Annotated in this window: 26 protein-coding genes; 8 read left to right on the top strand and 18 right to left on the bottom strand. The window is 49.1% G+C overall.

From position 1 onward, the window contains the following. Window positions 1–5: 5 nt before the first annotated feature. Genes hemH through ydiJ form a run of 3 tightly spaced genes read right to left on the bottom strand, consistent with a single transcriptional unit; the run spans window position 6 to window position 4,479 of the window. Window positions 6–971, bottom strand: a complete 966-nt coding sequence (gene hemH / locus ACESOH_RS05055; protein WP_373100119.1) for a ferrochelatase — start codon at window positions 969–971, stop codon at window positions 6–8. Further along, window positions 968–1,387, bottom strand: coding sequence for a hotdog fold thioesterase (locus tag ACESOH_RS05050; RefSeq protein WP_373100118.1), 420 nt, complete (start codon window positions 1,385–1,387; stop codon window positions 968–970). The genes hemH and ACESOH_RS05050 overlap by 4 nt, the downstream gene beginning before the upstream one ends. Continuing rightward, window positions 1,384–4,479: a D-2-hydroxyglutarate dehydrogenase YdiJ gene (ydiJ, locus tag ACESOH_RS05045; protein ID WP_373100116.1), complete on the bottom strand. Its 3,096-nt coding sequence runs from the start codon at window positions 4,477–4,479 to the stop codon at window positions 1,384–1,386. Before ydiJ ends, ACESOH_RS05050 begins: the two co-directional genes overlap by 4 nt. 530 nt (window positions 4,480–5,009) lie before the next feature. Between ydiJ and ompA the strand changes: the two genes are divergently transcribed. The 5 genes from ompA to grxD all read left to right on the top strand — a co-directional run bounded on the left by ompA (window position 5,010) and on the right by grxD (window position 8,449). Further along, window positions 5,010–6,077, top strand: a complete 1,068-nt coding sequence (gene ompA, locus ACESOH_RS05040; protein WP_032092770.1) for a porin OmpA — start codon at window positions 5,010–5,012, stop codon at window positions 6,075–6,077. A 140-nt stretch (window positions 6,078–6,217) separates the two neighbouring features. Continuing rightward, window positions 6,218–6,799 carry a LemA family protein gene (locus ACESOH_RS05035; protein WP_032092769.1) on the top strand — a complete coding sequence of 194 codons (582 nt, stop codon included), beginning with the start codon at window positions 6,218–6,220 and terminating at the stop codon, window positions 6,797–6,799. Between the two features lie 15 nt (window positions 6,800–6,814). Next, the gene (locus tag ACESOH_RS05030) at window positions 6,815–7,264 is read left to right on the top strand and encodes a TPM domain-containing protein (RefSeq protein WP_373100114.1); all 450 of its coding nucleotides are present in this window, start codon (window positions 6,815–6,817) and stop codon (window positions 7,262–7,264) included. Further along, window positions 7,257–8,036 carry a TPM domain-containing protein gene (locus ACESOH_RS05025; protein ID WP_373100113.1) on the top strand — a complete coding sequence of 260 codons (780 nt, stop codon included), beginning with the start codon at window positions 7,257–7,259 and terminating at the stop codon, window positions 8,034–8,036. The genes ACESOH_RS05030 and ACESOH_RS05025 overlap by 8 nt, the downstream gene beginning before the upstream one ends. A gap of 83 nt (window positions 8,037–8,119) precedes the next feature. Continuing rightward, the gene (gene grxD / locus ACESOH_RS05020) at window positions 8,120–8,449 is read left to right on the top strand and encodes a Grx4 family monothiol glutaredoxin (RefSeq protein WP_032092766.1); all 330 of its coding nucleotides are present in this window, start codon (window positions 8,120–8,122) and stop codon (window positions 8,447–8,449) included. A 106-nt stretch (window positions 8,450–8,555) separates the two neighbouring features. Here grxD and ACESOH_RS05015 read toward each other — a convergent pair whose 3' ends face one another. From ACESOH_RS05015 to ACESOH_RS04960, 12 genes are all read right to left on the bottom strand, one after another. Further along, on the bottom strand, window positions 8,556–10,571 hold the full coding sequence (locus ACESOH_RS05015) for a TonB-dependent siderophore receptor (protein ID WP_373100111.1): 2,016 nt from the start codon (window positions 10,569–10,571) through the stop codon (window positions 8,556–8,558). A gap of 51 nt (window positions 10,572–10,622) precedes the next feature. After that, complete coding sequence (fhuB, locus tag ACESOH_RS05010; protein ID WP_373100110.1) at window positions 10,623–12,578, bottom strand: Fe(3+)-hydroxamate ABC transporter permease FhuB; 1,956 nt, start codon at window positions 12,576–12,578, stop codon at window positions 10,623–10,625. Next, complete coding sequence (locus ACESOH_RS05005) at window positions 12,572–13,453, bottom strand: iron-siderophore ABC transporter substrate-binding protein (RefSeq protein WP_373100109.1); 882 nt, start codon at window positions 13,451–13,453, stop codon at window positions 12,572–12,574. The genes fhuB and ACESOH_RS05005 overlap by 7 nt, the downstream gene beginning before the upstream one ends. A gap of 1 nt (window position 13,454) precedes the next feature. Further along, window positions 13,455–14,219: an ABC transporter ATP-binding protein gene (locus ACESOH_RS05000; RefSeq protein ID WP_373100108.1), complete on the bottom strand. Its 765-nt coding sequence runs from the start codon at window positions 14,217–14,219 to the stop codon at window positions 13,455–13,457. 115 nt (window positions 14,220–14,334) lie between these two features. Then, window positions 14,335–14,646, bottom strand: a complete 312-nt coding sequence (locus ACESOH_RS04995; RefSeq protein WP_032092761.1) for a c-type cytochrome — start codon at window positions 14,644–14,646, stop codon at window positions 14,335–14,337. 2 nt (window positions 14,647–14,648) lie between these two features. After that, complete coding sequence (locus ACESOH_RS04990) at window positions 14,649–15,137, bottom strand: TlpA family protein disulfide reductase (protein WP_373100106.1); 489 nt, start codon at window positions 15,135–15,137, stop codon at window positions 14,649–14,651. Then, entirely contained in the window at window positions 15,134–15,805 is a 672-nt protein-coding gene (locus ACESOH_RS04985; protein WP_032092759.1) for an ABC transporter ATP-binding protein, read from the bottom strand. Before ACESOH_RS04985 ends, ACESOH_RS04990 begins: the two co-directional genes overlap by 4 nt. A 2-nt stretch (window positions 15,806–15,807) precedes the next feature. Further along, window positions 15,808–16,947 (bottom strand): ABC transporter permease, encoded by a 1,140-nt coding sequence (locus ACESOH_RS04980; protein WP_373100105.1) that lies wholly within the window; start codon window positions 16,945–16,947, stop codon window positions 15,808–15,810. Further along, a complete protein-coding gene (locus ACESOH_RS04975; protein ID WP_373100103.1) occupies window positions 16,934–18,256 on the bottom strand; it encodes an ABC transporter permease in 1,323 nt (440 codons plus the stop codon). The genes ACESOH_RS04980 and ACESOH_RS04975 overlap by 14 nt, the downstream gene beginning before the upstream one ends. Further along, the gene (locus ACESOH_RS04970; RefSeq protein WP_373100101.1) at window positions 18,256–19,656 is read right to left on the bottom strand and encodes a Fe-S-containing protein; all 1,401 of its coding nucleotides are present in this window, start codon (window positions 19,654–19,656) and stop codon (window positions 18,256–18,258) included. The genes ACESOH_RS04975 and ACESOH_RS04970 overlap by 1 nt, the downstream gene beginning before the upstream one ends. Window positions 19,657–19,783: 127 nt before the next feature. Beyond that, window positions 19,784–20,305 carry an iron transporter gene (locus ACESOH_RS04965; RefSeq protein ID WP_032092755.1) on the bottom strand — a complete coding sequence of 174 codons (522 nt, stop codon included), beginning with the start codon at window positions 20,303–20,305 and terminating at the stop codon, window positions 19,784–19,786. Window positions 20,306–20,345: 40 nt separating this feature from the next. Beyond that, complete coding sequence (locus ACESOH_RS04960; RefSeq protein ID WP_032092754.1) at window positions 20,346–22,259, bottom strand: FTR1 family iron permease; 1,914 nt, start codon at window positions 22,257–22,259, stop codon at window positions 20,346–20,348. A gap of 357 nt (window positions 22,260–22,616) precedes the next feature. On the opposite strand from ACESOH_RS04960, the gene ACESOH_RS04955 reads away from it, so the two are divergent. The 3 genes from ACESOH_RS04955 to ACESOH_RS04945 are packed head-to-tail and all read left to right on the top strand — an operon-like array spanning window position 22,617 to window position 24,610. Further along, the gene (locus tag ACESOH_RS04955; protein WP_373100099.1) at window positions 22,617–23,543 is read left to right on the top strand and encodes a LysR family transcriptional regulator; all 927 of its coding nucleotides are present in this window, start codon (window positions 22,617–22,619) and stop codon (window positions 23,541–23,543) included. 8 nt (window positions 23,544–23,551) lie between these two features. Next, window positions 23,552–24,280, top strand: a complete 729-nt coding sequence (gene azlC / locus ACESOH_RS04950; protein ID WP_373100097.1) for an azaleucine resistance protein AzlC — start codon at window positions 23,552–23,554, stop codon at window positions 24,278–24,280. Continuing rightward, window positions 24,281–24,610 carry a branched-chain amino acid transporter permease gene (locus ACESOH_RS04945; protein WP_032092751.1) on the top strand — a complete coding sequence of 110 codons (330 nt, stop codon included), beginning with the start codon at window positions 24,281–24,283 and terminating at the stop codon, window positions 24,608–24,610. A gap of 85 nt (window positions 24,611–24,695) precedes the next feature. Here ACESOH_RS04945 and ACESOH_RS04940 read toward each other — a convergent pair whose 3' ends face one another. Genes ACESOH_RS04940 through ACESOH_RS04930 form a run of 3 tightly spaced genes read right to left on the bottom strand, consistent with a single transcriptional unit; the run spans window position 24,696 to window position 26,929 of the window. Continuing rightward, window positions 24,696–25,817 carry a M20/M25/M40 family metallo-hydrolase gene (locus ACESOH_RS04940; RefSeq protein WP_373100096.1) on the bottom strand — a complete coding sequence of 374 codons (1,122 nt, stop codon included), beginning with the start codon at window positions 25,815–25,817 and terminating at the stop codon, window positions 24,696–24,698. A 15-nt stretch (window positions 25,818–25,832) separates the two neighbouring features. After that, on the bottom strand, window positions 25,833–26,294 hold the full coding sequence (locus ACESOH_RS04935) for a YjiG family protein (protein ID WP_032092749.1): 462 nt from the start codon (window positions 26,292–26,294) through the stop codon (window positions 25,833–25,835). Next, window positions 26,291–26,929 carry a nucleoside recognition domain-containing protein gene (locus ACESOH_RS04930; RefSeq protein WP_032092748.1) on the bottom strand — a complete coding sequence of 213 codons (639 nt, stop codon included), beginning with the start codon at window positions 26,927–26,929 and terminating at the stop codon, window positions 26,291–26,293. Before ACESOH_RS04930 ends, ACESOH_RS04935 begins: the two co-directional genes overlap by 4 nt. Window positions 26,930–26,996: the final 67 nt, after the last annotated feature.

The following is a 26,996-nucleotide window of genomic DNA, read 5'->3' as shown; positions in this document are numbered from 1 at the left end:
GGCGTTTACAGACGGGCGCGGATCAATTCCAGCATCATGTTTATATGCGCGGGCGCGGCGTTTAAGGCCGGAATATATTGAAACGACGTGCCGCCGCTGCGCAAGAACAAGGCGCGGTTTTCCCCATCGATTTCTTCCAGCGTTTCCAGACAATCGCTGGCAAATCCCGGGCAAATCACCGCGATTTTCTGTACCCCCTGCCGGGCGGCGATATGGGTTAATAGCTTGTCCGTATAAGGTTGCAGCCATTCCTCTCGGCCGAAACGGGATTGAAAAGACAAGCCCCACTGGTTTTCCGTCAGCCCTAGGCGATCAACAATTTCCAGCACCGTTTGTTTGCAATATTCGCGGTAATTGTCGCCCTGATGTTCATAGCGCAGCGGAATTCCGTGAAAGGAAAACAGCAAAAACTCATCGGATTTAAACCGCACTTTAATCGACTGAAGCAGAGCGTGAATATAATGTTCATTCAGATGATAAGAATGGATAAACTCAAAGGGCACCATGCGCCGCTGTTTTTTCATTGCCGCAGCAAAAACATCGAACACGGCAGCGGTGGTCGTGCTGCTGTATTGCGGATACAACGGCAGCACGATGATTTTTTCCACCTGCTGATCGGCCAGCTTTTGCAGCGCGCTTTCCATGGACGGATTACCGTAAGTCATGCCGATTTCCACCACCGCTTCGATCTGCCGGGCGTTTAAGGCTTGCTGTAACGCATGTTTTTGTTTTTCGCTGATCACCGCTAACGGCGAGCCTTGTTCCGTCCAGATTGCTTGGTAGGTTTTGGCGATACGCGTGGCGCGGCGCGGCAGGATAACCCATTTTAATAACGGCAGCCAGCGCCAGCGGGGCAGATCCACCACTCGCGGATCAGTCAAAAATTGCCGGAGATATTGTGCGATTGCAGGCGGTGTCGGGGCGTCGGGCGTACCCAGATTGGAAAGAATAATGCCGGTTTTTTTACTCATTGATTAACCACGGAAACTGTTAAACGGGAACTACAGCATAGTTTATCTGTTTGATCTTTAATGTCAATTTGCCAGCATTGAGTGGATTTTCCCAGCCGAATCGGCGTGGCGCGCGCGGTGACATAACCTTTGCTGACCGGGCGTAAATGGCTGGCGTTAATTTCCAGACCAACGACCGCACAGGGCTCATCAACGCAGCAAAACGCAGCCATTGACGCCACGGTTTCGGCCAGTGCGACGGAAATGCCGCCGTGCAGCAAGCCCATCGGTTGAGTGGTGCGTTGATCCACCGGCATGGTGGCTTCCAGCCAGTTATCGCCTTGCGCACTGAACGTGATGCCGAGATGAGCCACCGCACAATGCGCATTCATTTGATTAAGCTGTTGTAATGTTAATGATTTTTTCCAGATTTTCATGCCTGTTTTACGATCCCCAATAGCGCTTGCAGCGGGTGTTTAGGTTGCCAGTGCTGCATGCGTTTAACTTGACTGCGGCAGGAATACCCGGTGACCAGACAACGCTCGGGGTCTTTGTCCGCCAGTTTTTTCGCCCATGACACCGCATAAATCGTCTTTGACATTTCAAGGTGCTGGGTTTCATGCCCGAAGGTGCCGGCCATACCGCAGCAGCCGACGGTTTCGGTTTGCAGCTGTTGACCGAAGGCAGAAAAAATCCGCTGCCATTCTTTCGGGCTGTTCGGCATTGCGGTCGTTTCGGTGCAATGCGGAAATAAATACCACGGCGACGATAAAGTGCGGTTATTTTTCGTGCAGTTTTTGACCGCACGTTGTAATTTTTCACTGTGCAGTTGGCTGTTCAGCCATTCGTGCGCAGTTATCACCTGAAAATCGCCGCGCGCATTGCCGAGCACTTCCTGATATTCATCGCGATAGGACAGTACGATGGCAGGATCAACGCCCACCAGCGGCAGGCCGGTTTGCGCCATGCGATTTAAAAACTCCGCCTGATTTTTGGCCGTTTTGGCAAAACGCGCCAGAAAGCCTTTAATATGTTGCGCTTTGCCGTTCGGTTTAAAGGGCAGCAGAATCGGTTTATAGCCTAATTGCCGGCTGAGTTCGATAAAATCGGCCACCACTTTGGCATCATAAAATGAGGTGAACGGATCCTGCACAATCAGCAAAACATCCTGTTTTTGCACCGCACTTAGGCTTTCAAGCTGTTCCAGCGAATAGCCCTGATAACCGATTTCTACCAGTTGCTGCTGTAATGTCGGGGTGCTGAGCAAGGGTAAATCCGTCATGCCCAGCAGCTTTTCCGCTAGCGGTCGGCTTGCTTTGGCCGCGGTAAAAAAGTTGAAGAATTTCGGCGCTTTCGACATCCACGGGGCGGCGAACTCTACATTTGAAACCACATAGTCTTTCAGCGGACGCAGGTAACGCCGGTGATAAAGATAAAAGAACTGCGCCCGGAAGGTCGGCACATCAATTTTTATCGGGCATTGGCTGGCACAGGCTTTGCACGCCAGACAAGTATCCATGGCGGCTTTGACTTCGTGAGAAAAATCGTATTCGCCGCGGCGTTTTCGCAGGCTGTTGCGCAGCCGTTGCACCAGATCGGTGAGTTTTACCTCGCGGTGACGAAAATCCAACTGCGCCGGCTGTACGTTTTCCTTTGCCATCAGGCGCAGCCATTCGCGTACCATAGCAGCCCGTCCTTTCGGCGAATAAACCCGGTTTTTACTGACTTTCATGGACGGACACATAATGCTGTGTTCATCAAAGTTAAAGCATAACCCGTTGCCGTTGCAATTCATTGCGCCGGGAAAGGCTTCCCGTATTTGAATCGGAATCTGGCGATCCTGATCGGCGCGCATCGGCGAAAGGATCGAGTAGAGCGATGCTTGGTGATTCAGCGGAGTACAGATTTTGCCCGGATTTAGGCGGTTGTCGGGATCAAACAGAAATTTAATGTAACGCAACTCCTGCCATAATTCCGGCGTAAAGAAGGTTTCACCGTAATGAGAACGCATGCCTTTGCCGTGTTCGCCCCAGATTAAACCGCCGTATTTATGAGTTAGGGCGGCGATTTGATCGGAGATGTTTTTAAATAACATCACCTGCTCTTTATCACATAAATCCAGCGCCGGCCGCACATGCAGCACGCCGGCATCCACATGGCCGAACATGCCGTATTGCAGCTGATGACTGTCCAGCAAGGCGCGAAATTCGGCGATATAGTCCGCCAAATGTTGCGGCGGTACGCAGGTGTCTTCCACAAAAGGAATCGGTTTGGCGGCGCCTTGCGTATTACCCAGCAGGCCGACCGCTTTTTTACGCATGGCGTAAATGCGTTCGATGGAGGATAAATCGGTACACACCTGATAGCCGATAATGCCGTCCTGCGCGGCGGCGATTTTCTCATCTAAACGGGCGCACAGCCGGGCGACTTGATTGTCGATAAGAGGTTTATGATTGCCGGCATATTCCACAATATTTAAGCCGAGAATCGGCCGGTTTTCGTCTTCGGTCAATAATTCGCTGACGGAATGCCAGATAATGTCCTGCTTAGCCAGATTCAGTACGTTGCTGTCCACGGTTTCCACCGACAGCGCGTCTGCTTTAAGCATAAAAGGCGCATTACGCAGTGCGGCGTCGAATGAATTATATTTTATATTAATCAGGGTGCGGCATTGCGGAATCGGGGTGAGATCCAATGTCGCCTCACAGACGAACGCCAGTGAGCCCTCCGAACCGGTCAGAATGCGGCTGAGGTTGAATTCGGATTCGTCATCATTAAACACGTTTTTTAAATCATAGCCGGTTAAAAAACGATTGAGCTGCGGCAAATCATGGATGATGGTTTGCCGTTTTGCTTTACAGCGCTGGAATATTTCCCGATGCAGTTGTTTGCTTAATGCGGAAAGCGGCTGCTGAGCCAAATGGTCTAAAAATCCGTCGCTTTCGACCGCACTTGTGTCCAAGATTTCGCCGTTGATCAGCACGCAGCGTAAGCCCAGCACATGATCGGAGGTTTTACCGTATTTTAGCGAGCCTTGTCCGGATGCGTCGGTATTAATCATTCCGCCTAAGGTTGCGCGGTTGCTGGTGGACAGTTCCGGCGCAAAGAACAGACCGTAAGGTTTTAAAAAACGATTAAGCTGATCTTTGACCACACCGGCCTGTACTTTTACCCGACGCCGTTCGACATCCAGTTCCAGAATGCGCGTCATATGGCGGGAAAGATCGACGATAATATTATGATTAATCGCCTGTCCGTTGGTACCCGTACCGCCGCCGCGCGGCGTGAAAGTCAATGAGCGGTATTTATCCTGTTGCGCCAGTTTGGTGAGGCGCACCACATCCGCCGTGCTTTTCGGAAACAGGATGGCTTGCGGCAGTTGCTGATATACGCTGTTATCCGTTGCCAGACTGAGACGGTCGGCATAATTGGATGCGATATCGCCTTCAAAATGTTGGTCGGTTAAATTCTGCAGATAATCGGAAACCAGCGGATCCAATTGAGGAATGTCTTTTAAACGAGGTAGCATTTTATTACTCTTTCTATAATAAAGCGGAAAGTCGGGTATTGGCAAAACGCTGAGATTTTAACATAGATAAGCGGTTAAGTTAGAAAATTTTTCTGCCGATAATCCGCATGTAAAGCGGTTATTCGATAGCATAAAATACTTCGTATGAAGTTAATGAGGAATTGAGGAAAAGTTCAAAAAATAAACTATTTTATGGTTTGATTGTTCGTTTTTTGAGCTAAAAGAGGAAAAAAGGTTTGATTTTATGTTTTTTCGGGATGATAATGTACTCACTTTTGAACGGTTCCTCTAATAATGAATAAGAAGAACCGATTAATCAAAAGCAGAATAGAGACGGTTTTTCCGCTCTAGATTGATACAGGCCTTAGACCGGATAAACTGAAAAAAGTTTATTTCTTATAAAAAAAGTTTGTTTTTTTATAAAAAGGGTTTAAGATCGAAATAACACTAAATCGTGTTTAGGTTTCAGCTAAATTTAGATGGAACTTTAATTTTTAATATTATTGATGACTAAATAGAGGATCATCCAAATGAAAAAAACTGCAATCGCATTAGCAATCGCTGGCTTAGCAGCAGCTTCAGTAGCACAAGCAGCTCCACAAGCAAACACTTTCTACGCTGGTGCAAAAGCTGGTTGGGCATCTTTCCACGATGGTTATACACAAGCTGAAGACGCAGGTTACGGTTATTTGCGTAACTCGGTAACTTACGGTGTATTCGGCGGTTACCAAATTCTTAACCAAGACAACTTAGGTTTGGCTGTGGAATTAGGCTACGATGATTTTGGTCGTGCTAAATTACGTAAAGAAGGCGTTACTGTAGCTAAACACACTAACCACGGTGCACACTTAAGCTTGAAAGGTAGCTATGAAGTGTTAGAAGGCTTAGATGTTTACGGTCGTGTAGGTGCTGCATTAATCCGTTCTGACTACAAAGCTAAAAAAGGCGAAGAAATTGATTCTGTTGGCAACAGCCACGACTTAGTTCGCAACCACAGCCTGAAAGTATCTCCAGTATTCGCTGCGGGTGTTGAATACAGCTTGCCATCATTACCAGAATTAGCATTACGCGTTGAATATCAATGGGTTAACAGCGTTGGTAAATTAGAAGACGCTCACGGTAACCGTGTTGACTATACTCCATGGATCGGTTCTGTAACTGCCGGTTTATCTTACCGTTTCGGTCAGGGTGCCGCACCGGTTGTTGCGCCTGAAATCGTAAGCAAAACTTTCTCTTTGAATTCAGACGTTACTTTCGGTTTCAACAAAGCTAACTTAAAACCTGAAGCGCAGGGCGTATTAGACGGTATCTACGGTGAAATCGCTCAATTGAACGCTCCGCAGGTTGCTGTTGCCGGTTATACTGACCGCATCGGTTCCGAAGCTTACAACTTGAAATTATCTCAACGTCGTGCAGATACAGTAGCTAACTACTTAGTATCTAAAGGTGTTGCTCAAAGTTCTATCTCTGCGACCGGTTACGGTAAAGCTAACCCTGTAACAGGCAACAAATGTGATTCAGTTAAAGCACGCAAAGCGTTAATCGCATGTTTAGCTGACGACCGTCGTGTAGAAATCGCTGTTAAAGGTAACAAATAATTTTTTGTTAACGCTTTAGTAAATTGATTAAAAGACCTGAACGAAAGTTTAGGTCTTTTGTCGTATTGAGGGGTTTCAATTTGATGAGCCCGAAGATAAAAATTAAAGCATGCATATTGTGAATGTAAAGGAACTATAAAATGAAAAAATGGTTAGTTGTTATTCTTGTCGTCATTGTGGCGGGTTTTACCTTAATGAGTAGCTATAACGGTCTGGTTCAGGCGGAAGAAAAAATCGACTCGGTTTGGGCTAATGTAGAATCCCAATACCAGCGCCGTGCGGATTTAATTCCGAATTTAGTCAATACCGTAAAAGGTCAGGCGAATTTTGAACAGGAAACCTTAACTCAGGTTATTGAAGCGCGGGCGAAAGCGAGCCAGACAAAAATTGATCCGAGTAATATGACGGAAGAACAGCTGGCGCAATTCCAGCAGGAACAGACGAATGTAGGATCTGCGCTGTCTCGTTTACTGGTTAGCGTAGAAAGATATCCCGAATTAAAAGCGCATGAAGGTTTTATGAACTTACAGGCGCAGCTGGAAGGTACCGAAAATCGTATTAATGTGGCACGCAATACGTTTAATGCGGCGGCGCGCGAATACAATCAGAAAGTCCGTCAGTTCCCGACCAAACTGGCCGCAATGCTTTTAGGGTTCAAAGAAAAACCTTATTTTAAATCCGCAGCAGGTTCGGAAAACGCCCCTGTGGTCAGTTTTAACTAAAAGCCGGTTGATATTATGCCGTTATTCTCAAGCCTTCCCTTTGAAAAACAACAGATTGAAGCTGCAATAGCGCACCTTGAAGCGCAAACCTCGGCGGAGTTGCGGGTTTATATTGAACGCCATATGACGCAAGCGGATAGAAAATTGTCCGTAATCGAACGGGCATTGCAGATTTTCGAACAGCTGGAAATGTATGCCACGCAGGCGCATAACGGCGTGCTGATTTATATCGCGTATAAGGATCATCAGTGCGCAGTGATCGGCGATTCGGGCATTCATCAATATGTCGGTGACGATTTCTGGCGACAGCAATGTGCGTTGATGACGGCGGATTTCGGACAACATCAATATACCGAGGGCGTGGTTCGTACCATTGCGCGTATTGCCGATAAGTTGGCGCTGCATTTTCCGGTTCAGCCGGACGATAGCAATGAATTGGACAATGAGGTGATCATTCATGACTAAATGGATACAAAGTGCGGTGGTTTTTTTCTGCGTTTTGCTCAGCGTTACGGCTTCGGCAGCGAATTTTCCCGCCGCACCGAACCCGTTTCGTTATGTGAATGACTACACGAATCGCTTAACCGCGAACGAAAAGCAGCAACTGGAAACCAAACTGGTTGCCTATTCGCAGGAAACCAGCTCTCAGATAGCCGTGGTTCTGGTTGCCACCACTGGCGAATATGATATCGCGCAATATGCTTTCGAGTTGGGCGATAAATGGGGAATCGGGCGTAAACAGCTGAATAACGGCGTATTAATGCTGATTGCGGTTAACGACCGCAAAATTTTTATCGCCACCGGACAGGGGCTGGAAGGCGTATTGCCGGATGCTTTTTTATCGCAGACTATCCGCAACAAGATTACCCCGCAATTCAAACAGGGCAATTATGCACGCGGAATCAGCAACGGTCTGGATGAGATTATCGCCGCCAGCAAAGGCGAATTTGACCCCGCGCAGCAAGCGCAGAACGATATGGGGGAATATATTCCCTTTATCATGATCGCAATTTTTGTGCTGATCGTGATTTTGGGGGAAATACGTTGGCGTAACACGCCCTATATCAGCCCGACCAATAACCACAACGGGCAGATACTGCGCCGTCAGTCCACCATCGGGCGGCGCAGCAATCGCGGAATCGGCGGAGGATTCGGCGATGGCGGTTTTGGCGGTGGTTCCGGCGGCGGCTTCGGTGGCGGTAGTTTTGGCGGCGGCGGTGCCGGCGGTAGCTGGTAATAGTTGATTATGTTGGTCGGGTTATTGGTATCCGCCCGGGCTTATGCTACAATCAGCGCACTTCATTCGATACGAGGACGATTATGGAAACCCTAGATAAAATCAAAAAACAAATCAGTGAAAACCCGATTCTGCTTTATATGAAAGGCTCGCCGAAATTCCCGTCTTGCGGTTTTTCCGCCAGAGCGGTGGAAGCGCTGATCAATTGCAAAGTTCCTTTCGGTTATGTAGATATTCTGCAACATCCGGATATCCGCGCCGAACTGCCGGCATATGCCAACTGGCCGACCTTTCCGCAATTATGGGTTGAAGGCGAGTTAATCGGCGGTTGCGATATCGTGCTGGAAATGTTCCAGCAAGGCGAGCTGCAAACCTTGTTAGCCGAAGTGGCGGAAAGACACCCGCAGGCCTAACGGCAAGCGATAATATCCGCTTAGTATAAGCGGATTTTTACTCTCCACAGAAGCTGACGGAAATACGATAATAATCGACCGCACTTTCAAAGTGCGGTCGATTTTTTTACCATTTATAGGTAATTTCCGCTGTCACTTTGCGCCCTTCACCGTAGTAGCAGGAGTAATAACAGCCTGACAGGTATTTTTTATTGGTTAGATTGGAAATATTGGCCTGTAGTACCCAGTTTTGAGCCAGCGGATATTTCAGCATGACATCCCACAACGTGACTGCCGGCAGCTTATATCCCGGATTGCCTATTTCATCATTGGATGTGCCGATATAGCGGAATCCCGCGCCTAATAGCAATCCGTCCAGCCTGTTATGTTTGAAGGTATAACCAGTACGAACCGATGCCGTATGCCGCGGAATCAGCGGTTTGCGAACCTCCGTGCCGTCGGTTTTGTCTTGTTCGGCCCGGGTATAGGTATAAGCCAGCGCGATGGTAATATTGTCAGTCAGATTGAAATCTCCGTTGACTTCAACACCGCGGCTGCGTTGTTTACCTGCTTGCGTCGTAATTGCGCCGGTCTGTACCAAACCGTTTTCTTCCTTAAGATGAAAATAGGCAACGGAGAATTTCCCGTCGATAAAGCTTGGCAGATATTTAATACCGGTTTCATATTGCTTGCCTTTCAGCGGTTCATAACGTTTACCTTGACCGTCATTTCCTACAACCGGTTCGAATGATTCGGAATAACTGAAATAAGGTGATAATCTGTTTTCGGCAACATACATCATGCCGCCGGAATAAGAAGTTTCATTATTTCGATAACTGTCTTTTTTACCGAACGTATCGGAATCGCCGCGTGCGCGATCATGGCGCAAGCCGGCGGAAAAACGCCAATTGGCGATATTGAGTTGATCCTGTAAATAGAAACCTAACTGGCGTTGCTTCGCCTCATAAGGATTAACGTTCGGTTCTGGGATTCCCGCATAAGTCGGTGCAAGCGCATTTAACGCGTTACCCGAACCATAGCCGTATTTACCGCTTGCACTGTTATGTTTATATTCAATACCGCCAAGCAAGGTATTTTCACCGCTGTCAAAATGCCAGGTTTTGCTTAACCGGTTGTCAAAGGTGTGATTACGGGTCAGGACATCGACGAACAGCGAACCTTGCTGAATCATTGGAAATGCGGATACCCAGCCGTAATAGCCGGACAATTGACGGCGATCATCCGCGTTAAAACGGTAGGTTTGAGTATAAATTAAATCGCTGTCGAAATCGTGTTTAAATTCATACCCGACAGAATATTCTTTACGATCCATATAATCTGTCGTCGGATCGCCAAGATTAGTACGACGGGAGATTGTGCCGGCAGAGGTATCCAGTGTGCCGATCAGCGGATAAAAGGATGTTGTCGGTACGCCCACATCCTTTTGTAGGCTGGCAAGCAGGGTTAACGATGAACGGGAAGAAATATCCCAGGTCAGACTTGGGGCAAAATAATAACGTTCCAGCCAGGTGCCGTTAGTTTCGCCGTGTTTTTTATTATAATTACCCACTAAGCGATAACGCAGATTATCCGCTGCGCTGTCACTGATATCCAGACTTAAACCGCGTTCGCTACGGTTGCCTATTTTGGCTTTAAATTCGCCCTGTGGTTGTTGAGTCGGTCGTTTACTGACGAGGTTTATCAGACCGCCTGTTTTGGCCGAACCATAAGTTAAGGAATCGGCGCCTTTGATAATCTCTATCGTTTCAAAACCGTATAGATCCGGATTCCAGCCGGAATACCCGCCTTTATAAAAGGAAGAACCGTCAAGCGTGACGGTGGCGTCGAAACCACGGATTTTTAACCAATCGCTGTCATCTAGATCCGCACCATAAGTTTGGGCGGAGGTACCCGATTCATAACGTAATGCGGCATCAAGCTGGCTGACGGCCATATCAGCGATCTGCCGACTGTCGATAGTATTGACGGATTTCGGCGACAGATATTCCACTTTGCCGCTTTTAACTACGGAACCGACGACTTCAATTGCTTCCAGTCCTTCCCGTTTGTCTTCCGCATAGGCGGAATTAAGTGCAAGCAGCACAGCGCCTGCAACGCCGGTATAAATACATGTTTTGTTCATGTTAGCTTTCCTATAGTAAGTAAAATAAAACACGGCATTTGCCGTAGAGGGTTAAATTTTTCGCATTGCAATTAAGAAATAGGAGCCGCCGATTAAGGTGACGACCAAACCGGCGGGGATTTCATAAGGAAATAAGATTTGACGTCCGAACCAATCGGCGATGATCATAATCAAACAACCCAATAAGGCGGAAAACAGAATTTGTCGCGACGCCTTGGCTACCCCTAAGAATCGGGTTAAGTGCGGTACCAATAAGCCGATAAAACTTAACGGACCGATAATCAATGTTGCAAGTGCGGTTAACAGCGCACTGAATAGAATCAAAACTCGCCGTGTCTGCAACAGGTTTAACCCCAGCGATTGTGCGATCGGTGCCTGTAATGCCAGCAATTCCAGCCAGCGTGAGAAAATCAGACTCAACGCCAATAGACCGAGAGTGAGGAAGAAAAACGGTAAAGCGAATGTAAAATCTGTCTGCTGCGTGGAACCTGATGTCCAGGCGATCAACTGACTGACACGCGGATCACCGCCGGCGATCGCGATGCTTTGCAGCGTACTGAACAGCGCCGATAAACTTATTCCGGTCAACAGCACTTTTTCCGGCCGCATGCCGTTGCGTTGATTTATGGCGCTTAATATAAATAATGCGATGATTGCACCGATGATCCCTGCCGCCCAAAAGGTCGCCGGCCGGATGGCGGAAAAGAAAAATAAGGCGACCAAAATACCCATACCGGTGCCGGAAGATACCCCCAACAGCTCCGGGCTTGCCATTGGATTTAAGGTCAGGCGCTGCATGAGTACGCCGGCAGTGGCTAATAACACGCCCACTGCGGCGGCGGTCAGAATGCGCGGATAACGCAGTGCCAATAACGGATCGGAAAAGGCTGACCAATGCCATTGGTTACCGCTTTTGCCGAGGCTAAGCGCGATGCCTACGGCGGAGAATAATATCAGGCTCAGGATAATCGGATAGTGCGGTTTAAATATTCGTTTGATTTGATATGGCGTTTGCAAAATCCGTCCGTCGTCAGGTAAAGTTTTGAACATCAGCCATAGCAGCAACGGCGTACCTAATAATGAGGTGACAGCGCCGGTCGGTAAATTAATTTGTTTGAACAAGGTGAGTAATTGCAGCGATAAGTCCGTGATACTCAACAATAAGGCGCCGACAGTAAATGCGCCGATAAGGCGGCGCGGGAAGGTACGAATGCCTAACTGGCGCACCAGCGTTGCCGCGGCTAACCCGATAAAACCCAGCATGCCCACCGCACTGACCACGGCTGCGATTAAATATGCACTGATAAGAATGCCGATAAAACGCAGGCGGCCGACCGGCACACCCAGACTGCGCGCATTGTCTTCGTTTAGCGACAACATGGCGAACGGCCGTTGCAACAACGCGATCAGTACGAATAAAGGTAAGGATTGCATAAACAGCCATTGATTGTCGCGCCAGCTTTCCTGTACCAGCGAACCCGCACCCCATTGGGCTAAACCGCGGCTTTCTTCGGGATAAAACAACATCATCATGGCGCTGAAAGAACCAAAATAAAGATTTACCACTAAACCGGCCAGAATTAATAATAAGGGCGACATGGTTTTCCGCCATGCCAGCGCCAACACTAAGAGCAGACTCAGACCGGCACCGATCACGGCAATAAAACTTGTGCCTTTTTCCAGCCAGTCCGGCATAAAAATTGCACAGACAAACAGGCTGAATTGCGCTCCGGCGCTGATACCGATGGTGTTATCGGAAGCCAACGGATTTGCACTGACCTGCTGCAATAAAAGGCTGGCGCTGCCCAATATACCGCCGGCGAGAAGGGCGATACAGATACGCGGTAAGGTATAGCTTTGCAGCAGTAACAGTTCCAGCGATTCGCTCGGCAGAAAAAGCGCGCATAAGGATTGATTATCCGGTAACTGGCGCGTTAATAACGTGATTAGCAGCATCACGAAAATTAAACTTAACGCACAGAAAAATAAACGCTGATTTTTTACCATGCTTCGCCTCCGTGCAATAAACCGTGCGCCAGTAACTCGGTAAAACGCTGCGCTGAAGGAATAGCGCCGAACGTCCACACTGCGGGCAGAATCAGCGGGTCCTGTGCCATGCCGAGATGTTGCCACAGGGTATTATGCCGCAGTGCGGTGGCAATATCGGCCGGATAAGGTTTTATAACGACAAATCGACTGTTGGCGGGAAATGCCGCCAGCTGTGTCACCTCAATAGTCTGAAAACCCCAATCATTATGTTCGCCCTGCCAGGCGTTGTGAAAACCGAGTTGCTGTAACACCGCGCCGAAAGGACTGTTTTCGGCATAAATGCGTAAATGGCGGGTATCAATAAACTGCACCAAAATGATCGGGCGATCAGTAAAGCGTTGTAAGAGCGGTCGGATTTGGGCGAGTTTTTGTTGAAATCGGTTCAGTAACCGATCCGCATTTTCGGTTTTGCCAATCAAGCGTGCGATTTGATAGGTGGCGCGGATAATATTTTGCCACGCATTACCCGGCCGGTAAAAATCGACCGTTTCCACGGTCGCAAATCTTTCTAAGATTGGCGTCACAGAAGCATAAAAACTGCTGTTAATAAAAGAAAGCGGTTTACCCTGTAACATTTGCGATAAGGCCAGTATTTGTTCAGGATTAGGCTGCATACGAATACCGAGATCGATCAGCGTATCCGGCAGTTCGGGCTTTATGACCCAGCGTTGATAACTTTTCACCTCGCCCATCGCCAGCGGCGGTTGTTCTAACGCGATAAGGGTTTCCGCCACCGTCCAGTCAAGAGTGGCATAAGCGCTGTGCGATGGTGTTTGTATTCCTTGTACCAACAAGGGCAGCCAGCCGAAGATAAAAAGCAGCATGTAACGCATATCAATAAAAACTCACCGGACGATCACAATGAGGATGATCGATAACATTAAGCCGAATCCCGTAAATTGCCTGTAATGATTCGGTATTGACGATTTGACGCGCGTTTCCTTGCGCCAGTATGCGGCCGCTGTGCAATGCGATAAGTTGATCACAAAAGCGTGCCGCCAGATTAATATCATGAATCACGATCACAACGCCGAGATTTAACTCCCGGCTCAGGTTGTACAACAATTGCATTACCTCCACCTGATGAGCAATATCCAGCGGCGCAAGGGGTTCATCCAGCAATAAAAAGCGGCTTTGCTGCGCCAATAACATCGCCAGCCAGACGCGCAGGCGCTCACCACCCGACAGAGTATCAACAAATTGTTGGGTAAATTTTTCCGTCCGGGTCAGTTGCATGGCGCGCCGTATTGCCAGCTGATCCGTTTCAGTTTTGCGCCCGAACAAACCATTCCAGGCATAACGCCCCATACCCACCAATTCGACGGCTGTCAGACTGGTACCTAAAGGCAAGTGTTGCGGTAAATAGGCAACCTGTTTGGAAAAATCGCGATGATGCCAATTGCCGAGTGGTTTACCGGCGAGCAGAATTTCTCCGCCGCTTGCCGGCTGCTGGCGTGCCATCAGTTTAAGCAACGTGGATTTGCCTGAACCGTTATGTCCGATAAGCCCGTAAACTTTGCCGGTTTGCAAAGACAGCGTGGTAGGCGCCAGTAAAGTGCGGTCGGAAATCGAAAAGAAAACCTGATTGAGTTGAAACACTGCGATTCACCGTTGATGATTACTTGATTTGAATCGCTGAATTATAAATGAAAATTATTCTTGTTTCAATTTGTATATAGAAAGAGAAAACGGGCGCAAAGGCGCCCGCCGAGCCTTATTTCAAACTCTGAATATAATCGGCGACGGCCTGCATATCTTCAGGATTGAGACGGGATTTGGCGGCGTTGCCGGCGCCGACGATTTCTCCGGCTTTGCGTTTTTCAAGTGCGGTGATAATTTCGTCAGTTTTCAGCGTATTAATGTGGATGGATTGATTTAAGGCGGATTTTTCGCCTTGTTTGCCGTGGCAGATGGCGCAGCTTTGATTAAACAGACGTTTGCCGCGCTCAAGATTAGTGTCCGCCTGTACGCTGGCGGCCAGAGAGGATGTCAGTAGTAATGTCAGGATAGAGTAGCGTGTTTTCATTATCAGCCTTTAAACAGTTGTTGTAGGGTCTCGTCGGGAATTAACCCCTCGAATTTATAAAGGATTTTGCCGTTCGGGTCAATGACAAAGGAGGTTGGCGTGCCGACCAACCCGTAGCGTTCGGCGGTGATATGCAGTTGATCCTTCACGATCGACAGCTGAATCTGATGATGTTCTGCCACCGCGGCGGTATCGCTTTTTTCACCGTCGATATTCACGGCTAAAATCTGCATTTTGGCCGGATGGCGCTGTGCCAGTTTCTGCAATGTTTTCAGTTCGAAAATGCAGGCGCCGCAGGTTTCTGACCAAAAATTGAGCAATATCATTTTGCCGTGCAGATCGGCCAGATGCACTGCATTGCCTTGCAGATCGAACACCGCAATCTCCGGTGCCTGCGCGCCGACCTCGGCAATGTCGTCTTTACAGGAAACTAAGCCGAAAATCACCGCACTTATCAGCAGGGTTTTGCGCAACAAATAAGGTTTCGTCATGAGTGATTATGTTCTTCGCGTAAAAATTTGCCGTGTTGCAGAAAAATGGTGCGATCGGTCAGTTTTCCCAGTTCCGGATTATGCGTGACCATCACGACGGTGCGGCCTTGTCGATTCAGCGTCGTTAGCAGATCCAGCACCAGTTTTTCATTTTTTTCATCCAGATTGCCGGTCGGTTCGTCAGCAAAAATGACCGGCGGTTGATTAACCAGGGCGCGGGCAATGCAAACCCGTTGCTGTTCGCCGCCGGAAAGCTGACTCGGCCGGTGATCGATACGGTGTTCCAGCCCCACCTGTTGCAGCACGGCTTTGGCGGCCGCTTCGTCCACCACGCTGTGATAATGCTGCGCCAGCATCACGTTTTCCAGCGCGGTCAGGTAAGGAATTAAGTGAAACTGTTGAAAAACCAGACCGATTTTTTCCGCCCGGAAACGCTGCCGTCCGCTTTCATCAAGTTGCGCGGCATCAATGCCGTCTAACATCACCTTGCCTGCGCTGGCGGTATCCAGACCGGTCAGAATGTTCATCAGCGTCGTTTTGCCCGAACCGGAGGCGCCCATAATGGCGACGAATTCGCCTTCGGCTATTTGAATATTAATATCTTCAAGTGCGGTCACCTGACCGAATCTTTTATACAGATGCTGAGTTTCGATTACATAATTAGTCATTATTATTCGCCTTTTAATACATTGGCCATTTGGATTTGCAGCGCCCGGCGGGTCGGTACGATAACCGCGATAAACGCCACAATTAAGGAAAGCAGGACGGTAATCGGAATCACCGGCAGGCGCATATCAATATAAGCCTTAAAGACGGTGATGCCAAGTACTTGCGCCAGCAGATAACCGATGATAAGCCCGGCGACGATGGCGCAGATGGCGATAATCAGAATCTCGGTGCCGATTTGGCGGATAATATCCTGCGGCCGGGCGCCGAGCGCTTTTTGCAGGGCGAATTCTTTCGCCCGCTCGCCGACGATAGCAATCAGCGTGGTATTGACGCACAGCGTTGCCAGCACCAGAATCACCAGTGAAATTAAGCCCATCAGCCCTTTAATTTTATTCAGAATCTGCCCCTCCGATGCCGATACTTTGCGAATCGGGCGGATTTCCAGATCGGGATAACGCTGTTGGAGGCGGGCGGCGAATTGTTCCACCTGCCCCTGATCGTTTTTCACATTCAGCAGCGCGTTGGTGACCAGCCCGTCTTTTTCCAGCCAATCCTGCGCAAATTCCAGACTGACAATCAGCATGTTGTCCGTGGCATCGCCGCTTTCGACGATCGCTTTAATGTTAAAGGTATGTTTTTCAACGGCGTTTTTACTGAGCGTAATTTTACTGCCGACCTTGAGATTGAGCCGTTCTGCCAGGGTTTTGCCGATCATCGCGTTGCGTTGGTCGAAATTCACGCCGATGGCCGACCCGTTGATTTGCCAGTACGGCGCCAGCGTGCGCATATCTTCAAACCATACGCCCATCAGCACGATTTTTTCTAAATCGGCGCGGGCTACGCCATAAAGATAAGGGCTTGCCGCCGTAATCAGCGCGGGCGGCGCATGGTGCAGAATCTGTTTGATTTCGCGTTCGTTGATCAGGCCGCTGCTGCTGGAACCGATATAAAAATTGGCCCCGAACGTGCGCAGCTCCTGGCTCATTTTGGTATTAATGTCAAAATAGACTGCCGCCATGGCGGTGACGATACTGGCGCCGACGGTCAGCGCGGCAAAAATAATCAACACCCGTTGCAGGCGCAGCCGTAAAGCGCTGAAAATCAAGCGCCAAAACATCGCCTTTGCACTATTGACGGCCATACAGCACCTCCACCGGATATAAGCGTGCGATGCGGTGTGCCGGGAACCAAGTGCCGACTAAGGCGATGACCACCGACAAAACCAGTACGCAGGGAATAACGATCCAAGCGAAACTGAGCGGTGCGCCGAACAGGGTAATGCCGATAAATTTCGCCAATCCCCAACCCGCCGCACAGCCCAGTATGCCGCCGATTAGCGCGCTGATCACCGCTTCGCAATAAAACAGCAATACGATTTGCCATTGATAAGCGCCCAGCGCTTTCATCAGACCGATTTCTTTGCCGCGTTCGATAATGGTGGTGGTCATCAGTGAGGCGATCCCCATTGCCGCTGCGATTAACGCGGCGACGGTCACCACCGCCAGCAGTAACTGAATTTTTTCAATCACCACGCCTTCCGAGGCCGCCACCTGCCAGATCGGCCGCACGACAGCGCCGGAAATGGCTTCTTCCAATTGATGAGAAATGGAGGAGACATAAGCGGTGCAATACCAACGATCGTATTCTTCCGCCGCCAGCGCATCGGCATTGGCGCGGGCTTTGCGTGACAGTTCGTTTTCCGGCACGGTCAGCGCGGAAACTTTAATACCCTGAATTTTGCCCTCTAAATCCAGCAGATTTTGCACCGCACTTAAGGGCAGCACGAGTTGCTGATCTTCATTGCCGCCGGTGGACAGGATACCGCTTAACGCGATGCGGATACTGCGCCGGCTGTCGCCTTCATGATAATATAATGCCACCCGATCACCGATTTTCCAGCCGCTGGATTTCGCCAGCTGCGCGCCGATCAGCGCCGGCACAAACTCGCCGAATTGATCGCGGCTGTCGTCCACCCAGTCTCCCTCCACTTGCCAGTAAGGGCTGATAATGCGCTGACCGGTGTGATAATCCTCTTCGTCGGGAATGGCGATGTGATGATCAAAAAATGTGCCCAGCACCGCAACGCTTTGCTGTTTGTGCTGCGACAGATTTTCTGCTTCCACCTCGGCGCTCAGCAACGGGGCGAAACCGACGATATTATTGCGCCAGAAAATATCTTTCACATTCGGCAATTCTTTCTGATCCAGAAAATCTTGGGTGGAAAGGGCGCTGCTGCCGTTGACATCGTCAGGCAGCACGGCGCTGCTGGCGGGCTCGACCAGAATATTGGCGCCGTAGGATTTCAGCTCGCGCGCCATTTTATCGCCGATGTCGATAGAAACGGCAAGCAGGGCGGAAACCAGTCCCGCCGCCAGAAAAATGGTGATGATCGCCAGCAGTTTGCGCTTTAAGCCGTGCCGCCAGGATTGAAATAGCATACGGGTCAACATCAGTGCTGTCCTCCCGTTGCCGGTAAATACTGCTCCGGCGCGTCGCGGAAGCGGTTAAGATTCTGCTCGCTGGCAAAGAAATAGGTTTTGCCTTGGTGGGTATATTTATATTCTGTGGTGGTGTTTTTCAGTTTGCTGCCGTCCACCGGATCGACCACTTCCAGCTCAACAATGGTGGAGAAATAATTTAAACCGTCTTCCAGACTTTTGCGGCTGATGATCACCTCGTGTGCGGTTTGCTGCCAGTTTTCGATAGGGACGGGATTGCAGCCGCCCGGTTTACCGATGGACGGGATAAACATACGCACGCCGCAACCGACGCAAACCACTTGATCGCCTTCCATCACATAGCCCTGATCGCCGCACAAAATGCAGGCGTCGAACACTGCGGCAAGACTGACGGTTTTATTGGAACGATTGATGATAAAAAAGCGCACCGCTTTACCGTCGCCGGCGATCCAGACGAAACGGTGCAGTTTGCCGTCTTTGACCTGCTCGACCGGAATACGGATATTTTCATCCTGATCCAGCGATACCGGCGTGGCTTCGGAAAGGCGCGGCGGCTGCGAAGCGACTTTATCCCAGTAAAGCTGCGCGCTCAGCAGAATCAGCAGCGCCGCCAATCCCCAGACGAGCGTACGTTTGGCATTGCGCAACAACGCCGCTTTTTTGCGTTTTTCAATGGGGTGGTTTTCTGCTTGCACGGCGGCACGGCGCGGCGCATATACTGCGCAGATAAAGCAAATCAGCACGCAACACAGAATAACGCCGTTGATATAATTGAAAAAGGTCGTTACATTGCCGGCCTTGGCGACAAAACTTAAACGCATTTTAGTTAGTTCAATGACTTGCAGTTTCATCAGGGTCAATAAGAGCTCACCGATAAGCGGCGTAATCAGCAAAAGGGTGACAAGCGTGATGACAAGCGGACGAAGTGCGGTCAGTTTTGGCGGAGTTTGACTTTGTTTAAACAGAATATTCAGCCATGCGATAATAAAAATGCAGAAAAACAGACCTAAAACGACCGCACTTACATGCAGAATAAAATCCGTATTGATCACATCGGTATTGGTGATGGCTTCAATATTCGGATCTTTCGCCCACAGAATGCCAGCGATAAGACAAAAGATAAACTGCCAGCCGTAAGCCAGCGGGGCGGAACGGAAAAACTGGCTGACATAAAACAGCACGAATGCGGCAAGCAGCACCAGATTCAGCGCCAGATTAGCCTGTTGGCCGGCAGGGTAGTTTAAACAAATCACTATTCCCAACGCAAAGCCTGACAGGCTGAGCCATACCAGTTTTTTTAATTTGATGTCGGCATAGTTTGCCCAGTTGCAGCCGAGTAACACGGCAAGCGGCAAAATAGCCTGTAAGAGAAAGACAAAGTAATAATTCATAATCGTTCCGTTACCGCCGGGAGATAAAAATTCGTTTTCTTCTAAAACGACAAAACACCTTATGCGACAGGTGTCTGTTTATGCGATCAATTGAAGCGCGAACCGCTGTCCGCGCCTGTCTCCGTCATTAATTTAAGCCGGTAAACTTAAATTCATAATTGACATCAAACGGTTTCCACCAGCGACCCACGCCGGTTTCTTCGTCGGTATGACGATGCATCCCCGCTTTCGGCGGCGGATCGATATGATAAGTCAGTTTATAGTTACCGACGCCCATCATTTTAATATTGGCGCCATAGTGCGGGCCGTCGCCGGCGACCATCGGCATGAAGGTGCCTTCCTGTTTTTCACCGGTATCGGTATTGACCAGCGTGTAGTTAATCGTCAGATACGGCATCCATTCGCCTTCGCCGAATCCGTTTTTATTACCTTTGGTAGCATGAATATCCGCTTCGAGGTGAATGTCGGAATCTTTGGCCGACAGCCCCATGCCGCGCGGCTCCATATCCACCGGTTGCAGATAAACCGCGGCGATTTCCATTTCATTCATGGTCACCGCTTCGCCGATCGGATATTCTTTAAACGCCAATGCGGACGGGGCGGTTAAAATGCTAGCCAGTAAGGTTGCTGCTAACAAGGTTTTTTTCATAGGTTATGTCTCCTGTAAGTACATTGTGTGGTGAAACGAATTACGCCGATTTTTTGCTTTGATATTTCATATAGCACAGCGCAAATACGGCGGCAATCAGTAAAACGGCTTGTGGAATCAGCGTTTCCACATAAGGATAAATTCCTAACCAGGAAATTTCAGGAATGCCTGAAACCAGCGTCGGTTCAAATAATTTGCCTTCGATCAATTCCAGCACCGATTTACCGGCAAAGACAAACGCCATTAAATACATGAAAGAACCGGTGAACATAAAAAATGGTTTTAACGGCAGTTTGACCACGGTGTAACGCATAATGAAATAGCAGACCGCCAGCAGCAGGGCGCCGACGATAAAACCGCCGAAAAGATATAAATAACTGACCGCACTTGACGCATCGCCCGCCAGCGCATAATAGAACAGCACGGTTTCCGCCCCTTCACGGTACACCGCCAGAAAACTGGTCAGCCATAAACCGATTAACGAGCCGGTGGTCAGCGCGGCGGAAAGTTTGCCTTCCAGATAACGCTTCCAGTTTTGCGCTTCCACTTTGGACAGCAGCCAGTAACTCATCATAAACAGCATCACCACGGCGATCATCATAGTAAAGCCTTCAAGCAGTTCGCGGCTGGCGCCCGAGTTGGAAAACAGCAGCTGGAAGACGGCGGCCGTGATCACACTGGCGATTAACGCCACATAAACGGATTGTTTGATGACCGGCAGCTTATCCTGATGATTGTTTTTCACCAGATACGCCACGATAGCCGCGACGATAAGCAACGCTTCCAGCCCTTCACGCAGAATAATCAACAGGCTGTAAATAAACATCGACCAATCGCTTTGTTCGCCGCCCTGTAACATTTCCACCGCTTTGCTTAATCCTTGAGCTAAACCGTCCGCCTGCTGATGTAACTTCTCGCTGCTTTCGCCGGCTTTCATCAGGCTGACCAAACGGGTGAAATAGCCTTCCAGCTGTGCTTTGAAGTTGCTGTCACGGGAACCGATTTTGTTTTCCATGCCGGTGTTTTCAAACACATCGAAATAAGTATCCTGCACCGCCAGCATGGCTTTTTTGCTTTCGCCTTGCTCAAATAAGGCAATGGCTTGGCGGATTTGCGTATTCACCTCGGCGGCGACTTGCGCCCAATCCTGATCCGGCACATTATCGTCGCTGTTTTGCGGCGCACTCTGCGCGCTCACCGCTTGGCTTTCACGGGTGGTCGGCAAATTCGGTAACTGCTCTTCAATATCTTGCAGCAACAGGGTAATCTGATAACCCAGCGCATTGATCTGATCAGGCTGTTCGCTGAGTTTGATTAAATCGTAAAATTGCTGGTTGATAGCGGAGGAAACCGCAGCGGAACGGTTTTGGCGGATAGACATTTCCATTTCAGAATTTTTATAGCCGTCATATTGCGCCTGCTGCACCTGTTTTTTCGCCGCGGCGTAGTCGCCTTGCTGATACGCGCTGATGGCCTGCGCCAGAAGATCGTCGATAGTTTTAAAACTTTGCTGCCAATGCTGGGCGATATCCGGGTGATCATAGACTTCATGCTGAGCGGAGGCGTTCAGCTGGTGGCCTTCCGCCAGCGAAGGCAATACCTCCTGCAATTCGGCTTTCAGCCCGTCAATTTTGGTTTTTACTTCGCTGAACGGCTTTTCCTGACCGATCATTTTGCGGATTTCGCCGAACGTGGCTTCCATTTGGTAACTTTTTTGGGCGGAAAAATTAATCCGAATCGGACCTTCCAGATTTTCAAACACTTCAAAATACGCCATTTGTACTTCGGTGCGGGCATCGTCGATATTATTTTGCTGATACAGCTCGGCGGTTTTATCCAGACGATGTTCAATGTCCGCGACCCATTGCTGGTAATTGTCAGCCGCATGGGCGGAATAAATAAAAAAGAAACTGAAAAGACAGAGGATATAACGATAACACTGAGGTGCGGACATATGACTTCCAATCTAAATAAAAGTAATTCTTATCTTCATTGCGATTATCCTCCGATTATTTTATTTGGCAAGCAAAATCTCGGCGTTGTTAGCGATTTGTGATTATCGCCACATTTTTTGTTATTAAATGTTAATTAAATTGTTATCTTTTAGTGAACCGCATGCAGTCGATGACCTGTCATGCTCGGTTATTCGCCGCTGAAAAACAGCCGAAAAAACCACCGCACTTTTATGACAATGAACGATAGTGACAAGGATTGCGCTTTATCGGCATATAACGCGCTTTTTTGCTTAAAGTGCGGTGGTTTTTTCGGTATAATTCCGCCCATCTTTTTTTGCTTCCCCGAATGATTTTTAATGAAACCGATCTTTCTTGAATTACGCCATTTGAAGACCTTATTAGCTCTGAAAGAAACCGGCAGCGTCTCTTTGGCGGCGAAACGGGTTTATCTCACCCAGTCGGCGCTGTCCCACCAAATCAAATTGCTGGAAGATCAATACGGTCTGCCGCTGTTTGAGCGTAAAACCCAGCCGCTGCATTTTACTGCGGCCGGCGAACGACTGATTAAACTGGCCGATGAAATTTTGCCCAAAGTGGTGGAAGCCGAGCGCGATCTGGCGCGGGTCAAGCAGGGCGAGGCGGGCGAGCTGCGGATTGCGGTGGAGTGCCACACCTGCTTTGACTGGCTGATGCCGGCAATGGATAGTTTTCGCCGCGATTGGCCGTTGGTGGAGCTGGATATTGTATCCGGTTTTCATACCGATACGGTCGGTTTGCTGCTGACGCATCGGGCAGACTGGGCGGTAGTGTCGGAAATTGAGGAGACCGCGGGCATTATTCATAAACCGTTGTTTTCTTATGAAATGGTAGGGCTTTGTGCAAAGGATCATCCGTTAGCGGTTAAAGCCGTATGGCAGGCGGAAGATTTTATCGATCAAACGCTGATCACCTATCCGGTGCCGGACGATATGCTGGATTTGTTGCGCAAAGTGCTGCAACCGCAAGGCATTAATCCGGTGCGGCGCACCAGCGAACTGACCATTGCGATTATTCAGCTGGTGGCCAGTAAACGCGGAATTGCCGCGTTACCGTTCTGGGCGGCGAAACCCTATTTGGATCGCGGTTATGTGGTGGCGCGCCAAATCACCGACAAGGGGCTGTACAGTAATCTGTACGCCGCGTTTCGGGAAGCGGATGCGGAGGTGGCGTTTGTGGATGATTTTTATCAAACGGTGAAAACACAAAGTTTTTCGACTTTGCCGGGATTATCTGTGTTAGCGTAGTGTGTAGTATGTCGGATGTAAAAAATGTCAGCCCGGTTTGGGCGGCGGCAAAAGCGGCGTTTCCTTATTCCGTGCCGATGATGATCGGCTTTTTGTTTTTAGGGATCGCCTACGGGTTATATATGAAAGCCCTCGGTTTTAATGTGCTGTATCCGGTGTTAATGGCGGCATTAATTTATGCCGGTTCGGTGGAATTTATTGTCGCCGGTGCGCTGGTGGCGTCCTTTGCGCCGCTGCATATTTTTTTGATTACCTTAATGGTGAGCGGCCGTCAGATTTTTTACGGCATATCCATGCTGGAAAAGTACGGTGCGCATATCGGGAAAAAGCGCTGGTATTTAATCAGCGCCTTGGTGGATGAAAGTTTTTCGCTCAATTATATGGCGAAAATTCCACCGCACTTAGATAAAGGCTGGTATATGTTTTTTGTGACCCTGTACCTGCAATGTTATTGGATTCTCGGCGCCGGTTTGGGCAATCTGTTCGGCAGCATTTTGCCGCTTGATCTGAAAGGCGTGGAATTTGCCATGACGGCGTTGTTTCTGATTATTTTCGCCGAAAACTGGATGAAAGAAAAAAATCACGAAAGCTCGTTGCTGGGCTTAGGGCTGGCGCTGATTTGTTTGATCGCGGTCGGCAAAGCGCATTTTTTAATCCCGACTTTAGTCGGCATTTGGGGCATTTTAACCGTGCGGCGTCCTAAATTGGCAACAAAACTGGCAAAGGCGGAGGAGTAAATGACATTCGTCGAACAAGTGATCACAATCGGCGTTGCCGTGCTGGCCGTGCAATTATCCCGCCTGCTGCCGTTTTGGGTATTTCCGGCTAACCGCCCGATTCCTGAATATATCCGTTATTTGGGCAAAGTTCTGCCTGCCGCGATGTTCGGTATGCTGGTGGTGTATTGTTATAAAAATATCGATCTCACCGCCGGCTATCACGGCGCACCGGATTTTATCGCCGGCGCCGTCGTATTGCTGCTGCATTTCTGGAAAAAGAACATGTTTCTTTCCATGCTGGTCGGTACCGGATTATATATGTTTCTGGTGCAACGCGTGTTTGTTTAGCGCAGCGGCAACGATAAAAACGGTCAAAAAAACCACCGCACTTTTTGCCCGGCGCGTTATCGCATCCGGGCAGGATTGTCGGCAATCAGGCGGAAAACAGTTTTTTAATGACCGCCAGCAAAAGATTGCATTTCGGCACCACGGAATTGATCTCCAGATATTCCGTCTTGGCGTGCATATTGCCGCCGGTCGGGCCTAATCCGTCGATGGTCGGACAGCCGACGGACGCGGCAATATTGCCGTCGCTGAGGCCGCCGGCATCAACCCAGCTTACCGGTATTTGCAATTCGTCTCCCGCCTGAGCGAAAATCCGTTTTATTTTCGGCAGATTAACTTCATCAATCATCGGCGCTTCGTCATTGACTAAGGTTTTCTTGGCGCTGACGCCCTCCACCCGCGGATTATTTAATAGGCGGTTTAAATGCTGATTGAAATAGTCGACCGAAGCGGGTTGCTTATAACGCATTTCAATGGTCAGCGAGGCGAAATCCGCAATCACGTTATGTGCGCTGCCGCCGTTTGTGATGACGCAATTGAAGGTATGTCCGGCTGTAAAATCGTTCAGTTTGGCGAATTCGACAATAAAATTGGCCGCTTCCACCAATGCCGAACGGCCTTTTTCCGGGCAATTTCCCGCATGTGCCGCCACACCGTGAAATTCGATATCGTAGGTGATCACCCCTTTTCTTGTCGCCACCATGGAACCGTCTTCGCGCGCCGGTTCCATCACGAAACAATACCGGGATTTGCGCGCATATTGCCGAATACTTTCTTTGGCGTACAGCGAGCCGATTTCTTCGTGCGAGTTAAGATAAACGGCGATGTTATAGCGGTTCAGATCCAATTCCTGCAGAAGATAAAAGGTTAATAACGCGCCGGACTTATCGTCGATTGCGCCTAAGGCGTTGACTCGATCGCCTTGCCGGGTAAAGGGGACCTCTTGTTGCGTGCCGACCGGGAAAACCGTATCCATATGCGCGATAAAAAGTATATCGAACTGCGCCGCATCGGGATTATTGCTGATAAGCAAACTGTCCGCCACGTTGGGGTTTAAGGCAATTTTTCGGTATGCTAACCCTTGTGCGGTCGCTTTGCGGATAAACCAATCGGCGACCCGGTTTACTCCTTCAATCGAGGCGGTCGGGCTTTCTATCTCGGTTAACTCTTTTAATTCGGCAAGAAAGGTGCTCAGTTGTTCATTTTGCATAATCTGTTCTCCTGATTAAACGATAAAGCGCATTAATAACATTGCCAGATAAGCATTGATCAGACAAATACCGAATAAGGCGGGATAATGTTTTCCCGGTATGCCCAAAACGCCCAGCACTCTGCCCATATACTGCACGGTTGAGCCGACCAGCGCCATACCCGGCAGCAGAATGGCGATATGCTGTGCATTTAAGGTGCCTTCCTGCACCAGTGCGACCAACACGCCGGCCGCGCCGCCCCAGCTTAAAAATGCGGCCAGAAAAACGGCGATGGATTCGCCCGGCAAGCCTAACGGCGCCATAATAAAGCCGATATATTCGCCGATAAATTTTAATAAGCCTGAGGTGTTGAGAATATAAATAATCACAAATGCCATCAGCACGTTCGGCACGGTGCTGTGAATAGCGATATTCCAGCCTTTTCTGGCCCCTTCGACGAAGATGTCGGTGACTAATTTTGTTTCATTGCCGCTCATACGGTTTCCTCATCATCCTTAACAAATTTTTTCACATATAAACGCATCAGATTGGCGCCGAATATTTTGAAAATAAAAATAATGCCTAAACACATTGCGATAGACACCGGTGCAACAGCGCCGGATTGATCGCTGACTTGCAATAACGGCGCAAAAGAAGATAAAAAGTTGGTTAATAATGCACCCGCACTGAATTGAAAGGCGGAAAAAATCAACAGTTCCTTATGGGTGATTTTTCTTTCATTGTACAAAAATTTGGTGGTTGAACTGCCGGCATCGGTGCTTTGTGTACTGGCGATTAATGAAATGGAACAAACTCCCGGAATGCCCATTAAAGGTTTTAAAATCGGGCTTAGCCATTTTGATGCCGCCGCCAGCGCACCGTAATGTTCAAAGATCGCCACAAAGCCTAATGCCAGCATGACACTGGGGATCAGGGTGACGGCAAATAAGAAACCGCCTTTCGCACTCGAGCCGCCGGCGGTTTTCAACCATTCCGGAAATTGTCCGGTCAGCTTGCCGAAATCGAAAATACCGCCCCACCAGTCTTTCGCAAAACCGCCGAAAAAGATAATGGCGCATAACAGGGAAATAGTGCCTGCGATCAACATTTTGGGATTGACTTCTTCTTTCATAGTTTCTCCTTTTTATTGGTAAGGTAATCAGATTTAAACGTCAATATACGCGAAAATAAGGTAAGAA

The sequence above is a fragment of the Necropsobacter rosorum genome (genome assembly GCF_964241405.1).
Taxonomy (GTDB): Bacteria; Pseudomonadota; Gammaproteobacteria; order Enterobacterales; family Pasteurellaceae; genus Necropsobacter; species Necropsobacter rosorum.
Note: the sequence above shows the minus strand (reverse complement) of the source record. Positions and strands in the feature narration are given on the sequence as shown.

What these genes read in the sequence shown, in the direction of transcription:
- hemH (WP_373100119.1), bottom strand. Translation starts at nt 971, where the DNA reads ATGAGTAAAAAAACCGGCATTATTCTTTCCAATCTGGGTACGCCCGAC.
- ACESOH_RS05050 (WP_373100118.1), bottom strand. Translation starts at nt 1,387, where the DNA reads ATGAAAATCTGGAAAAAATCATTAACATTACAACAGCTTAATCAAATG.
- ydiJ (WP_373100116.1), bottom strand. Translation starts at nt 4,479, where the DNA reads ATGCTACCTCGTTTAAAAGACATTCCTCAATTGGATCCGCTGGTTTCC.
- ompA (WP_032092770.1), top strand. Translation starts at nt 5,010, where the DNA reads ATGAAAAAAACTGCAATCGCATTAGCAATCGCTGGCTTAGCAGCAGCT.
- ACESOH_RS05035 (WP_032092769.1), top strand. Translation starts at nt 6,218, where the DNA reads ATGAAAAAATGGTTAGTTGTTATTCTTGTCGTCATTGTGGCGGGTTTT.
- ACESOH_RS05030 (WP_373100114.1), top strand. Translation starts at nt 6,815, where the DNA reads ATGCCGTTATTCTCAAGCCTTCCCTTTGAAAAACAACAGATTGAAGCT.
- ACESOH_RS05025 (WP_373100113.1), top strand. Translation starts at nt 7,257, where the DNA reads ATGACTAAATGGATACAAAGTGCGGTGGTTTTTTTCTGCGTTTTGCTC.
- grxD (WP_032092766.1), top strand. Translation starts at nt 8,120, where the DNA reads ATGGAAACCCTAGATAAAATCAAAAAACAAATCAGTGAAAACCCGATT.
- ACESOH_RS05015 (WP_373100111.1), bottom strand. Translation starts at nt 10,571, where the DNA reads ATGAACAAAACATGTATTTATACCGGCGTTGCAGGCGCTGTGCTGCTT.
- fhuB (WP_373100110.1), bottom strand. Translation starts at nt 12,578, where the DNA reads ATGGTAAAAAATCAGCGTTTATTTTTCTGTGCGTTAAGTTTAATTTTC.
- ACESOH_RS05005 (WP_373100109.1), bottom strand. Translation starts at nt 13,453, where the DNA reads ATGCGTTACATGCTGCTTTTTATCTTCGGCTGGCTGCCCTTGTTGGTA.
- ACESOH_RS04995 (WP_032092761.1), bottom strand. Translation starts at nt 14,646, where the DNA reads ATGAAAACACGCTACTCTATCCTGACATTACTACTGACATCCTCTCTG.
- ACESOH_RS04990 (WP_373100106.1), bottom strand. Translation starts at nt 15,137, where the DNA reads ATGACGAAACCTTATTTGTTGCGCAAAACCCTGCTGATAAGTGCGGTG.
- ACESOH_RS04985 (WP_032092759.1), bottom strand. Translation starts at nt 15,805, where the DNA reads ATGACTAATTATGTAATCGAAACTCAGCATCTGTATAAAAGATTCGGT.
- ACESOH_RS04980 (WP_373100105.1), bottom strand. Translation starts at nt 16,947, where the DNA reads ATGGCCGTCAATAGTGCAAAGGCGATGTTTTGGCGCTTGATTTTCAGC.
- ACESOH_RS04975 (WP_373100103.1), bottom strand. Translation starts at nt 18,256, where the DNA reads ATGTTGACCCGTATGCTATTTCAATCCTGGCGGCACGGCTTAAAGCGC.
- ACESOH_RS04970 (WP_373100101.1), bottom strand. Translation starts at nt 19,656, where the DNA reads ATGAATTATTACTTTGTCTTTCTCTTACAGGCTATTTTGCCGCTTGCC.
- ACESOH_RS04965 (WP_032092755.1), bottom strand. Translation starts at nt 20,305, where the DNA reads ATGAAAAAAACCTTGTTAGCAGCAACCTTACTGGCTAGCATTTTAACC.
- ACESOH_RS04960 (WP_032092754.1), bottom strand. Translation starts at nt 22,259, where the DNA reads ATGTCCGCACCTCAGTGTTATCGTTATATCCTCTGTCTTTTCAGTTTC.
- ACESOH_RS04955 (WP_373100099.1), top strand. Translation starts at nt 22,617, where the DNA reads ATGAAACCGATCTTTCTTGAATTACGCCATTTGAAGACCTTATTAGCT.
- azlC (WP_373100097.1), top strand. Translation starts at nt 23,552, where the DNA reads ATGTCGGATGTAAAAAATGTCAGCCCGGTTTGGGCGGCGGCAAAAGCG.
- ACESOH_RS04945 (WP_032092751.1), top strand. Translation starts at nt 24,281, where the DNA reads ATGACATTCGTCGAACAAGTGATCACAATCGGCGTTGCCGTGCTGGCC.
- ACESOH_RS04940 (WP_373100096.1), bottom strand. Translation starts at nt 25,817, where the DNA reads ATGCAAAATGAACAACTGAGCACCTTTCTTGCCGAATTAAAAGAGTTA.
- ACESOH_RS04935 (WP_032092749.1), bottom strand. Translation starts at nt 26,294, where the DNA reads ATGAGCGGCAATGAAACAAAATTAGTCACCGACATCTTCGTCGAAGGG.
- ACESOH_RS04930 (WP_032092748.1), bottom strand. Translation starts at nt 26,929, where the DNA reads ATGAAAGAAGAAGTCAATCCCAAAATGTTGATCGCAGGCACTATTTCC.